Here is an 11260-nt window from a genome sequence, read left to right as displayed (position 1 = left end):
GATGGGCCCGTGACCTCAGGCACCCTCATCCTGCTCCGCCACGGCGAGAGCGAGTGGAACAAGGCCAACCTCTTCACCGGCTGGGTCGACGTGCCGCTGTCGGAGAAGGGCCGCGCCGAGGCGGCCCGCGGGGGCGAGCTGCTGGCCGAGCAGGGCCTGCTCCCCGACGTCCTGCACACCTCGCTGCTCAAGCGGGCGATCAGCACCGCCGAGCTGGCGCTGGCCACGGCGGACCGGCAGTGGATCCCGGTGCGCCGGTCCTGGCGGCTCAACGAGCGGCACTACGGCGCCCTGCAGGGCAAGGACAAGGCGCAGACGCTCGCCGAGTACGGCGAGGAGCAGTTCATGACCTGGCGGCGCAGCTACGCGACCCCGCCGCCGCCGATCGAGGCCGGCAGCGAGTTCAGCCAGGACGCCGACCCGCGCTACGCCTTCCTGCCGCCGGAGTCCCGCCCCGCCACCGAGTGCCTGGCCGACGTCGTCGTCCGGATGCTGCCGTACTGGTACGACGCGATCGTCCCGGACCTGCGGGCCGGCCAGAACGTGCTGGTGGCCGCGCACGGCAACAGCCTGCGCGCGCTGGTGAAGCACCTCGACGGCATGGGCGACGACGAGGTGGTCGGGCTGAACATCCCGACCGGCGTCCCGCTCCGCTACGACCTGGACGCCGACCTGCGGCCCACCCAGCCCGGCGGGCAGTACCTCGACCCCGACGCCGCGGCCGCCGCCATCGAGGCGGTCAAGAACCAGGGCAAGAAGTAGGAGACGACGGAGCCCCGGCAGCCAGGCTGCCGGGGCTCCGTCGAGCGGTGCGCGTGCTCAGTAACTCGGGATGGTCTTCTCGCCGGTCACCAGGTAGACCACCCGGCGGGCGACGCTGACCGCGTGGTCGGCGAAGCGCTCGTAGTAGCGGCCGAGCAGGGTGACGTCGATGGCGGACTCGATGCCGTGGCCCCACGTCGGCAGCAGGAGCTCGCGAAACAGCTGCTTGTGCAGCTGGTCCATCAGGTCGTCCTCGGCCTCCAGCTCGACCGCGGCCTCGATGTCCCGCTTGGCGATGATGGTGCCGGCCTTGGTCACCAGGCTCTCGGCGATGTGCCCGGCCTCCAGGAAGATCGGCCGGACCTCCTGCGGCACCGCGTGCTCCGGGAAGCGCATCCGCGCCACCTTCGCGATGTGCTCGGCCAGGTCGCCCATCCGCTCGAGGTCGCTGACGATCCGCATGGCCGTGGTGATGACGCGCAGGTCGGTGGCGACCGGCTGCTGCCGGGCCAGCAGGGTGAAGCAGCGCTCCTCGATGCTCTCCCGGACCGCGTCGATGCGCTCGTCCCCGGCGATGACCAGGTCCGCCAGGGCGACGTCGGCGTCCAGCAGTGCGGTGGTGGCCGTGCTCATGGCCGAGCCCACCGAGTTCGCCATCTCCACCAGGCAGGCGTTGATGTCGTCCAGCTCTTCGCGGTAGCTCTCGCGCAACACGGTTCCTCCTCTGTCGCGCCGCCGGGCGCGGGCTGCCCGGGTGACGCCCTGCCGCGCGCGGACGTCTCTGCTCGACGGCCGCGGCACGTGTCATGACCAGCGTAGAGACCGCCGGCCCGGCCACAGGGGGCTGCCAGGTGAACGACGGGGCACGCAGCCGTGAACACTTCCGCCCCGACCGGGTGAGGAGTGCCGGAGCGGCTGGTCAGCGGCCGCACCCGCTCTAGCATCGTCGGTGTGGAACCACTGCTCGCCCTCACGGCGGGCCTCGTGATCGGCTTGATGCTGGCGCTGACCGTGGTCCGCACCCGGATGCGGCAGGTCGACGAGGGCGGGGCCGCGAGGAGTGCGGACCTGCTGGTCGACCGGGTCGACAGCGACGCCGCGCTCAGCCGCCGGCTCGTCGACCTGATGGACCCCGCCGTCGTCCTGCTCGGCCCTGACGACGCCGTGGTGCTGGCCAACCCCTCCGCCCGGGCGCTGGGCATCCTGCGCGGTGACCGGCTGGTGGTCCCCGGGCTGGTCGACGTGGCCCGCAGCGTGCAGGTCACCGGCAGCCAGCGGGCCGACGTCGCGCTGCCCGGGAACGTGGTGGGCACCGGTCCGCGGATGGTCGGCGTCCACGGCATCCGGCTGGGCAGCGGCCCGGTCGTGACGCCCGGCCCGGTCGCGCTGGTGCTCACCGACGTCACCGAGGCCCGCCGGGTCGAGGCGGTGCGCCGCGACTTCGTCGCCAACGTCGGGCACGAGCTGAAGACCCCCGTCGGCGCGCTCGCGCTGCTGGCCGAGGCCGTGCAGGGCGCGGCCGACGACCCGGAGACGGTGCAGCGCTTCGCCGCCCGCATGCAGCACGAGGCCGACCGGCTGGCCCGGCTGGTCCGCGAGCTGATCGACCTCTCCCGGCTGCAGGGTGCCGAGCCGCTGCCCGAGCTGGTGCCGGTCGCCGTCGGCACGGTGGTGGCCGAGGCCGTCGACCGGACGCGGGCCGCGGCCGCCGCCAAGGACATCCAGCTGGCCGTCGCCGCCCAGCCCGGGCTGGTCGTGCGCGGCGTGGAGGCCCAGCTGGCCACCGCGCTGACCAACCTGCTGGCCAACGCCGTCGCCTACAGCCCGCCGGGGACGACGATCGCCGTCGGCGCCCGCGCGCGGTCCGGGTTCGCCGAGATCGCGGTCACCGACTCGGGGATCGGCATCCCGCGCTCGGACCGGTCGCGGGTGTTCGAGCGCTTCTACCGGGTCGACCAGTCCCGGGCCAGCGCCACCGGCGGCACCGGCCTCGGGCTGGCGATCGTCAAGCACGTCGCGAGCAACCACGGTGGCGCGGTGACGGTGTGGAGCGAGGAGGGCCTCGGCTCCACCTTCACCCTGCGCATCCCGCTGGGCACCGACGCCGACCAGCCGGCCGACGAGGCCGGCCCGGAACGGCCGCCGGTGCCCCCGCTGCACGGCCGGCCGGCCACAGACGAGGGCCCCACCGGGGCCCTGCAGGAGAACGACCTGGAGAGAGGACGGTCATGACCCGAGTGCTCGTGGTGGAGGACGAGGAGTCCTTCTCCGATGCGCTGTCCTACATGCTGCGCCGGGAGGGCTACGACACCGTCGTGGCCGCTTCCGGGACGGACGCGCTCGCCGAGTTCGACCGGGCCGGGGCCGACATCGTGCTGCTGGACCTCATGCTGCCGGGGCTCTCCGGCACCGAGGTCTGCCGGGCACTGCGCACCAAGAGCTCCGTGCCGATCATCATGCTGACCGCCAAGGACACCGAGATCGACAAGGTCGTCGGGCTGGAGCTGGGGGCCGACGACTACGTCACCAAGCCCTACTCCGCGCGCGAGCTGGTCGCCCGGATGCGGGCCGTGCTCCGCCGCGGCACCGAGCCCGAGGTCTCCACCGAGGCGGCGCTCGCCGCCGGACCGGTGCGGCTGGACGTCGACCGGCACGTGGTCGCGGTCGACGGGCAGCCGGTCTCGCTGCCGCTGAAGGAGTTCGACCTGCTCGAGCTGCTGCTCCGCAACGCCGGGCGGGTGCTCACCCGCGGGCAGCTCATCGACCGGGTCTGGGGCGCGGACTACGTCGGCGACACCAAGACCCTCGACGTCCACGTCAAGCGGCTGCGCGCCAAGCTCGAGCCCGACCCGGCCAACCCGCGCTACCTGGTGACCGTCCGGGGGCTGGGCTACAAGTTCGAGGCTTAGCTGTGCACATTGCGATCCTGACGGATCGCACCGCGGCCAGGTGCCTGCTCGCCTGGCACTGAGCCGTTTCCTGTCACGCCGGAGGTGACCCCTTCGGGGCCGCCGTCCGGCGTGACCGGCTCCGCCGTCCGTACTCGTCCCCCGAGTGAGCCGCACGGCCGCCCAGGGGGCGAGCTCCTACTGACCTCTTCCGGTCTCTTCCTGGAGCTCGTCGATCTTGATCGAGGCGTCGGCCTTGGAGATGTCGTCGGGCACCTCTTCGCCGGCCTGCCGGGCGAGGGTGTGCAGGTAGCTCTTCTGCGCACCGGTGGCGGGCTCGTCGCCGGTCACCCAGTCCGAGGGGTCCTTCTCGGCGGTGGGGTCGCCGGCCTGGCCGGTGTTCACGTTGGCTTCGCTCATGTGTTCGAAGCTACGCGGGGACGGCGACTCGTGCAGCCCGAGCCGCGGCGGCGTCGGCCGACGACTGGGCGGCCGCGCGGTCGGCGATCCGGGTGCGCGTGCGGGCGGTGTCCCAGCGGCGGCCGGTGCGGTAGACGTGCACCGCGCCGCAGGCCGGGCACTCGACGTGCAGGGCGAGGTGGGTCGGGTGGTTGGTGACCGATCGGATGCGCCGGTCAGCGACCAGCTCGTCGGTCCGGGTCACGGGGCAGGTGATCAGCAACATGGGACGAGCGTGCTCGGACTCCGGCCACTCGACGAGTGGCAGGACTGACCACGGTCGCGGTTTTCCTGCCATCATGTGTCCATGCGCACACCTGACCGCCCCCTCGTCGTCAGTGCCGTGGTGAGCGAGGGGGTCGTCGGCAGCTTCGGGCTGGGTGTCACCACCGAGATCTTCGGCTACGACCGCACCGCGATGGGCCTGCCGCGGTTCGACTACGCGCTGGTCACCGAGGAGCCGGGGGTCGTCCGCACGGACACCGGGCTGGCGATGCTGGTCGACGCGGGGCTCGACCGGCTGGCCGTCTCCGACATCGTCACGCTCACCGCCTGGGAGCTGTTCGAGCGGGTGCCCTCACCGGCCCTCATCGACGCGGTGCGCGCCGCGCACGACCGCGGCGCGATCATCGTCAGCCAGTGCACCGGCGCCTTCGTGCTGGCCCACGCCGGATTGCTCGACGGCTGCCGGGCGACCACGCACTGGCGCTACGCCGGCGAGCTGGCCGCCCGGTTCCCGGCGGTGCGCGTCGACCCGTCGGTGCTCTACGTCGACTGCGGCCGGGTGCTCACCGGCGCCGGGACGGCGGCCGGCGTCGACACGCTGCTGCACCTGGTGCGCCGGGAGTGGGGCGCGGCCGCGGCCAACGCCCTGGCCCGGGACATGGTCGTGCCCCCGCACCGCGACGGCGGGCAGGCCCAGTTCATCGACACCCCGGTCGCCCGCTGCGAGGACGACCTGCTCGGCGTCGTCCTGGAGTGGGCGCGGGCCCACCTGGCCGAGGACATCAGCGTCGAGTCGCTGGCCCGCCGGGCGCTGATGAGCCCGCGCAGCTTCGCCCGCCGGTTCAAGGCCACCACCGGGACGACGCCGCACGCGTGGCTGCTCGGCCAGCGGCTGGCCGCCGCCGAGGGGCTGCTGGAGGACAGCGACGCCCCGGTGGAGGAGATCGCCCGGCTGGTCGGCTTCGGCACGGCGGCCGGGCTGCGCGAGCAGTTCGCCCGGCGCCGCGGGGTCTCCCCGCGCGCCTACCGGCAGACCTTCCGGGCGGCCGCCTCAGCCGGGACGGCGCCGGTGCAGCTCCACCGGCACTGGCCGGGGGCTGGCGGGGTGCGGGGCGACGAGGCCGGCGTCGAGGCGGGCCTCGGTCAGCCGGCGTAGCTCGGCGTAGGCCGCCGTGCCCAGCAGGGCGGTCAGCTCCGGGCCGTAGGTGACCACGAGGGGCTCGCTGGCGACGTGCGCGGCCGGCGAGCCGGTGCACCACCAGTGCAGGTCGTGCCCGCCCGGGCCCCAGCCGCGGCGGTCGAACTCGCCGATGCTGGAGACCAGCACCCGGGTGTCGTCGGGTCGGTCGACCCACTCCTGCTCGCGGCGCACCGGGAGCTGCCAGCAGACGTCGGGCTTGGTCTCCAGCGGGTGCCGGCCCTGCCGCAGCGCCATCGCGTGCAGCGCGCAGCCGGCGCCGCCGGGGTGTTCGGGCCGGTTGAGGAACAGGCACGCCCCGTCGACCACCCGGGTGCGCAGCGCCTCCTCGGCGACCTCGCCGTCGGCCGGTTCGGCCAGGGTGTCGGCCTCGGTCCAGTCGGCGCGGCGGACCGCGGTGCCGGGGTGCCGCTGCCAGTCCAGCGGGGTCAGCTCGGCGACGGCCGCCTCGACCCGGTCGAGGTCGTCGGTGTCGGTGAAGAAGGCGCCGTGGTTGCAGCAGCCGTCCTCGGCCCGCCCCTCGACGACGCCGGCGCAGCCCCGGCCGAAGACGCACGTCCACGCGCTCGTCAGCCAGGTGAGGTCGGCCCGCACCCGGTGGTCGGGGTCGGCCGGGTCGGTGAACTCGATCCACTCGCGCGCGAAGTCCAGCGCGACCTCGGGCAGGGGGCCGACTGGGGTGCTCGGTTCCACCCGGGGAGAGTAGGCGCAGCGCCGGCGCAGCACGGACCCAGCGTGGGGGTTGCGACACGCTGCGCCGTCAGACGGCAGACTCTCCGTCATGCGACTCGGGGTGCTGGACGTCGGCTCGAACACGGTGCACCTGGTGGTGGTCGACGCGCACCGCGGCGCGCACCCGACCCCGATGCACGACGACCGCTGGGTGCTGAAGCTCGCCGAGCACGTCGGCAAGGACGGCAAGCTGTCGAAGGCGGGGGAGAAGGCGCTGCTCAACGCGGTGCAGCAGGCCAAGCGGCAGGCCGCCGACCGGCGGTGCGACGAGCTGCTGGCCTTCGTCACCTCGGCCATCCGCGAGGCCGACAACGGGGCGGCGGTGCTCCGCCGGGTCCGCGAGCAGACCGGGGTCGAGCTGCAGGTGGTCACCGGCGAGGACGAGGCGCGGCTGACCTTCCTGGCGGTGCGCCGCTGGTTCGGCTGGAGCGCCGGGCGGGTGCTGGTCATGGACATCGGCGGCGGCTCGCTGGAGCTGGCCGCGGGGGTCGACGAGGACCCCGAGGTGGCGCTGTCGGTGCCGCTGGGGGCCGGGCGGATGACCCGGCAGTTCCTCCCGGCAGCCGAGACCGGGGGCCGGCCGGACCTCAGGGCGCTGGCCCGGCTGGACGAGTACGCCGAAGAGGTGCTCGCACCCGCCGGCAAGGAGCTCCTCGGCGCGGGTGAACCGGAGTTCGCGGTCGCGACGTCGAAGACCTTCCGGACGCTCGCCCGGCTGGCCGGCGCCGCGCCCTACGCCGCCGGGCTGACCGTCCCGCGGGAGCTGACCGCCACCGGGCTGACCCAGGTGATCGGCTTCGTCTCCCGGATCGAGTCCGCGGCGCTGGCCGAGCTGGAGGGCGTGTCGGCGCAACGCGCGCACCAGGTCCCGGCCGGCGCCGTCGTGGCGCGGGCCGCGATGCGTGCCGTGGACGTACCGTTCGTCCGGATCTGCCCCTGGGCGCTGCGGGAGGGGATCATCCTGCGCCGCCTGGACCAGCTGGAGGGAGCGTGATGTCGGAGCCGCCGAACTCGGGGGAGTACAGCGTCCGCTCGCTCGCCGAGATCCTGCGCGAGCACGGGCTGGAGACCGAGCTGGGCACCCGCCCGGGCCGTCGACGCCGCACCTCCGACGACCCGGAGGTCACCGGCCGCGCGCCGCGCGTCGAGCCGGCCCCCCGCCCCCAGGCCCCCGGCCGCCCGGCCGCCGCGGCCCGCGCCACGACCCCGCCGCGCACGCCCGGTCCGGCCCCCGCCGCCGTCCGCTCCCCGGCGGGGGCGTCGTCCACCGGTCGCGCCCCGGCGGGGGCGTCGTCCGCCGGTCGCACCCCGGCGACGACGTGGCCCGACCAGTCCGGCACCGCCGGTCCCCGCCCGGCGGCCGGCCTGGCCGGCCCGGTGGCCGCCCGCGAGGCCGCGCCGGTCCGCACCGCCTCGCCGGCCGACCGGGCGGTGACGACCGGGCCCGGGACCGGCCGCAGCGCCGGGACCCCGGGCGTGCAGACCGGCCGCCGGAAGAGCGATGCGGTGGCCGGCCCGGCGACCTCGGCGTCCACCGGCCTGTTCGGCACCGGGCCGTCGACGTCGGCCATCCCGGCCACCGGCACGACGACCCACCGGCGGGCGGAGGCCCACCCGGTCACCGGCCCGATCCCGGTGCAGCGCTCGGCGGGCGAGCCCGCCGTGGTCGAGGAGGAGCCGCTCACCGCCAAGGAGAGCGCCCTCGCCTGGCTCCGCTTCGCCGGGGAGCTCGTCGTCGCCCTCGCCGTCGGCATCGGCCTGTACTTCGCCTTCACCGTCCTGTGGGAGCTGATGCCCTACGTGGCGCTCGCCGCGGCCCCGCTCACGGTGACCGCGCTGGTCGCCGGGGTGGCCGCCTGGCGCCAGAAGCGGGGTCAGGGAGCGCTGGGGGTGCGGTTGCTGGCCGTGCTGCTGCTCGCCGGCACCGTGCTCGTCATCGCCCCCGCCGCCGGCCTGCTCGCCGGCTGAGCGCGGTCCGGCCGGCGCACCGCCGCACCGGCCGGGGCACTACCGTCGCGGGCATGATCACCGCGGGGCGGACGGGCCTGGCCATCATCGGCGGCGGCAAGATCGGCGAGGCGCTGCTCGCCGGCCTGGTCCGCCAGGCGGGCAGCGGGGACGGCGTCGTCGTCGTCGAGCGCAGCCCGCAGCGGGCGGCGGAGCTGGCCGCCCGGCACGGCACCGCCGCGGTGGACCTGGCCGAGGCGGCCGCGCGGTCCCGGGTGCTGCTGCTGGCGGTCAAGCCGCAGGACATCGACGGCCTGCTCGCCCTGCTGGCCCCGCACGTGACCGCCGAGCACCTGGTGGTGTCGGTGGCCGCCGGCGTGCCCACCAGCCGGATCGAGGCGGCCCTGCCGGCCGGGACGCCGGTGGTGCGGGTCATGCCCAACACCCCCGCGCTGGTCGACGCCGGGATGAGCGTGATCTCGGCCGGCGCGCACGCCCGCGAGGAGCACCTGGACGAGGCCGAGGCGCTGCTGTCACCCGTGGGGCAGGTGCGCCGCGTCCCGGAGGGGCAGCAGGACGCGGTCACGGCGCTGTCGGGCAGCGGTCCGGCCTACTTCTTCTTCCTCGTCGAGGCGATGATCGACGCCGGCATCCTGCTCGGCCTGCCGCGTGCGGTGGCCGCCGACCTGATCGTGCAGACCGCCTACGGGTCCGCGGTGATGCTCCGGGAGTCCGGGGAGCACCCGGTGCAGCTGCGCGAGGCCGTCACCAGCCCCGGCGGGACGACGATCGCCGCGATCCGCGAGCTCGAGCGGCACGGCGTGCGCGCGGCGCTGATCGCGGCGATCGAGGCAGCGCACGACCGGTCGGTCGCCCTGGGACGTGCCGCGGACTGACCGGGTGCCCGCACGTCGGGCACGGGGCACGCGCGCACCGTGTGTCCCAGGTCGCACCAGGCGAATCACACGTGTGTAGTTGTCCACAGATTTCTGTGGACAGCGACCCGTCGGGACGAGTCGACTTGGGGACAACACGCCGTGACTGGAGTGTCACGCGTTGTCTCTGTCCACTTGTGCCCAGGACGGACCGGTCCGCCTGTCCGTTTCACCCATCGCTTCCGTCACTCCGGTCCCCATATGGTCTCTTCCAGCACGAACGTGACACGCCCGCCGGTGGGGAAGCCGGTGGCCGCGGGTTGTGCTGAGACCGGAGATGAACGACGTGACCATGCCCCAGCGCGCCACCATCCAGACCACCCGCCCGGGTGTCCCCGCTCCGCGCCAGATGGGCCGGCCCATCTCGGCCGCCTCGCTGTCGCGTCCGGTGCCCGCCGCCCACCCGGCCTCCGTGCCCGTCGGCCGCCCGGCCCAGGTGCCCGCGCCCCGCGCCGCCGTCGCCTTCCTGACCGTCGCCGAGGTCGCCGCGATCATGCGGGTCTCGAAGATGACCGTCTACCGCCTCGTCCACGGCGGCGAGCTCTCCGCCGTCCGCGTCGGCCGCTCGTTCCGCGTGCCGGAGCGCGCCGTGCACGACTACCTGCGTGAGGCCTACACCGACATCGCCTGAGGAAGGACCACCCTGCCCCCCACCCTTCGCAGGCTCAGGGTGGGACCCTGCAGGGCGGCCGTTCCAGCAGGTGGCGAGGGGGCCGTCCCCACACCTCGTCTCCCAGGTAGTCTCAGGCGCTGAGCGGTGCCGCCTCCTCGTGGGGCGGGCCGCGCACGAGCTGATCACCCGCACGGTGCCGGCGTGACCGATCCGGTCGCAGCCCCCGGCGCCGCGCGGACAACGACGTCGGGAGCAGGACAATGGGTTCGGTCATCAAGAAGCGCCGCAAGCGGATGGCGAAGAAGAAGCACCGCAAGCTCCTCAAGAAGACCCGCGTCCAGCGGCGCAACAAGAAGTGAGCTGACGCTCGTGCCGCCCGCGGTCGTCCTCGTCACCGGTGTGAGCCGGTGGCTGGGCGGCGCGTTGGCGGCCGAGCTCGCCGCTGACCCGTCGATCGACCGGGTCATCGGGGTGGACACCGTCCCCCCGGCCCCCGAGGTGCTCCGGCGCCTGGGGCGCACCGAGTTCGTCCGCGCCGACATCCGCAGCCCGCTGATCGCCAAGGTCATCGAGTCGGCGTCGGTGGACACCGTGGTGCACATGAACATCAGCACGACGCCGGCAGCGGCCGGCGGCAGGGCGTCGATGAAGGAGCTCAACGTCATCGGCACCATGCAGCTGCTCGCCGCGTGTCAGCGCGCCCCCGCCGTCCGCCGGCTGGTGCTCAAGTCGACCAGCGCGGTCTACGGCGCAAGCCCCCGCGACCCCGCCGTCTTCACCGAGGCCATGCAGGCTCGCCGGGTGCCGGCGGGCGGGTTCGCCAAGGACAGCCTCGACATCGAGGGCTACGTCCGCTCGTTCGCGCGCCGCCGCCCCGACGTGGGCGTCGCGGTGCTGCGCTTCACCAACCTGATCGGCCCCCGGATCGACTCGCTGCTGTCGGGGTTCCTCCGGATGCCGGTGGTGCCGACCGCGCTCGGTTACGACGCCCGGGTGCAGCTGCTGCACGAGGACGACGCCGTCGCGGTGCTCCGCCAGGCGACCGTGGGCGACTTCGTCGGCACGGTCAACGTCGGCGCGTCCGGCACGGTGCTGCTGTCCCAGGCGATCCGCCGGCTGGGCCGTGTCGCGCTGCCGGTGCCGCAGTCCGCGATGGGCACCGTCCGGAAGCTGGCCCGGCGGGCGCGGCTGGTCGACGGGGCGGCCGAGTGGTCCCCGGAGCAGATGCGGCTGCTCAACTTCGGCCGGGTGGTCGACACCCGCGTGCTCCGCGAGGAGTTCGGCTACACCCCCCGCTACACCACCGCCGAGGCCCTCGCCGACTACGCCGACACGGTGGCCCCCGTCGTCCGGCCCGAGCTCGTCGGCGACGTGACTGGAGCGGCCCGCTCGGTGGTCGGCGCGGTGGCGGGCGGGGTGAGCGCCGTGCACGCCGTGGTCGGGGGCAGGCGCCGCCCCGCACCCCCGGTGCCCGGACTGCGGGCGGTGCGCGATGCCTGAG

General features: G+C 74.7%; 14 protein-coding genes. 10 read left to right on the top strand and 4 right to left on the bottom strand.

What is annotated here, in order from left to right; translation table 11 throughout:
* Window positions 1-9: 9 nt before the first annotated feature.
* Window positions 10-762 (top strand): phosphoglyceromutase, encoded by a 753-nt coding sequence (locus tag MODMU_RS23785; RefSeq protein WP_014742951.1) that lies wholly within the window; start codon window positions 10-12, stop codon window positions 760-762.
* A 57-nt stretch (window positions 763-819) separates the two neighbouring features.
* On the opposite strand, the gene phoU is transcribed toward MODMU_RS23785, so the two are convergent.
* Window positions 820-1476: a phosphate signaling complex protein PhoU gene (gene phoU, locus MODMU_RS23780; RefSeq protein WP_014742950.1), complete on the bottom strand. Its 657-nt coding sequence runs from the start codon at window positions 1474-1476 to the stop codon at window positions 820-822.
* A 237-nt stretch (window positions 1477-1713) separates the two neighbouring features.
* Here phoU and MODMU_RS23775 point away from each other — a divergent pair, with 237 nt between their 5' ends.
* Complete coding sequence (locus tag MODMU_RS23775; RefSeq protein WP_014742949.1) at window positions 1714-2994, top strand: sensor histidine kinase; 1281 nt, start codon at window positions 1714-1716, stop codon at window positions 2992-2994.
* A complete protein-coding gene (locus MODMU_RS23770; protein ID WP_014742948.1) occupies window positions 2991-3671 on the top strand; it encodes a response regulator transcription factor in 681 nt (226 codons plus the stop codon). Before MODMU_RS23775 ends, MODMU_RS23770 begins: the two co-directional genes overlap by 4 nt.
* A gap of 177 nt (window positions 3672-3848) precedes the next feature.
* Here MODMU_RS23770 and MODMU_RS23765 read toward each other — a convergent pair whose 3' ends face one another.
* Both MODMU_RS23765 and MODMU_RS23760 read right to left on the bottom strand, forming a co-directional pair.
* Window positions 3849-4070 (bottom strand): DUF3072 domain-containing protein, encoded by a 222-nt coding sequence (locus MODMU_RS23765; RefSeq protein WP_014742947.1) that lies wholly within the window; start codon window positions 4068-4070, stop codon window positions 3849-3851.
* A gap of 10 nt (window positions 4071-4080) precedes the next feature.
* A complete protein-coding gene (locus MODMU_RS23760) occupies window positions 4081-4335 on the bottom strand; it encodes a hypothetical protein (RefSeq protein ID WP_014742946.1) in 255 nt (84 codons plus the stop codon).
* Between the two features lie 81 nt (window positions 4336-4416).
* Between MODMU_RS23760 and MODMU_RS23755 the strand changes: the two genes are divergently transcribed.
* The gene (locus tag MODMU_RS23755; RefSeq protein ID WP_041797561.1) at window positions 4417-5490 is read left to right on the top strand and encodes a helix-turn-helix domain-containing protein; all 1074 of its coding nucleotides are present in this window, start codon (window positions 4417-4419) and stop codon (window positions 5488-5490) included.
* Here the strand turns inward: MODMU_RS23755 and MODMU_RS23750 are convergent.
* The gene (locus tag MODMU_RS23750) at window positions 5386-6225 is read right to left on the bottom strand and encodes a DUF3109 family protein (RefSeq protein WP_041795580.1); all 840 of its coding nucleotides are present in this window, start codon (window positions 6223-6225) and stop codon (window positions 5386-5388) included. The two genes, MODMU_RS23755 and MODMU_RS23750, sit on opposite strands and share 105 nt — an antisense overlap.
* Before the next feature lie 88 nt (window positions 6226-6313).
* On the opposite strand from MODMU_RS23750, the gene MODMU_RS23745 reads away from it, so the two are divergent.
* The 6 genes from MODMU_RS23745 to MODMU_RS23725 all read left to right on the top strand — a co-directional run bounded on the left by MODMU_RS23745 (window position 6314) and on the right by MODMU_RS23725 (window position 11259).
* On the top strand, window positions 6314-7258 hold the full coding sequence (locus tag MODMU_RS23745) for a Ppx/GppA phosphatase family protein (RefSeq protein ID WP_014742943.1): 945 nt from the start codon (window positions 6314-6316) through the stop codon (window positions 7256-7258).
* Window positions 7258-8232: a hypothetical protein gene (locus MODMU_RS23740; RefSeq protein ID WP_014742942.1), complete on the top strand. Its 975-nt coding sequence runs from the start codon at window positions 7258-7260 to the stop codon at window positions 8230-8232. The genes MODMU_RS23745 and MODMU_RS23740 overlap by 1 nt, the downstream gene beginning before the upstream one ends.
* A gap of 53 nt (window positions 8233-8285) precedes the next feature.
* Entirely contained in the window at window positions 8286-9107 is an 822-nt protein-coding gene (gene proC, locus MODMU_RS23735; protein ID WP_014742941.1) for a pyrroline-5-carboxylate reductase, read from the top strand.
* A 331-nt stretch (window positions 9108-9438) separates the two neighbouring features.
* Window positions 9439-9777 (top strand): helix-turn-helix domain-containing protein, encoded by a 339-nt coding sequence (locus MODMU_RS23730; protein ID WP_231851911.1) that lies wholly within the window; start codon window positions 9439-9441, stop codon window positions 9775-9777.
* 242 nt (window positions 9778-10019) lie between these two features.
* A complete protein-coding gene (locus tag MODMU_RS27970; protein ID WP_012854759.1) occupies window positions 10020-10118 on the top strand; it encodes a 30S ribosomal protein bS22 in 99 nt (32 codons plus the stop codon).
* 10 nt (window positions 10119-10128) lie between these two features.
* Window positions 10129-11259, top strand: a complete 1131-nt coding sequence (locus MODMU_RS23725) for an NAD-dependent epimerase/dehydratase family protein (protein WP_014742939.1) — start codon at window positions 10129-10131, stop codon at window positions 11257-11259.
* Window position 11260 lies beyond the last annotated feature (1 nt).

The sequence above is a fragment of the Modestobacter italicus genome, from assembly GCF_000306785.1.
Taxonomy (GTDB): Bacteria; Actinomycetota; Actinomycetes; order Mycobacteriales; family Geodermatophilaceae; genus Modestobacter; species Modestobacter italicus.
The sequence above is the reverse complement of the archived record's forward strand: the minus strand, read 5'-3'. Positions and strand labels throughout refer to the sequence as shown.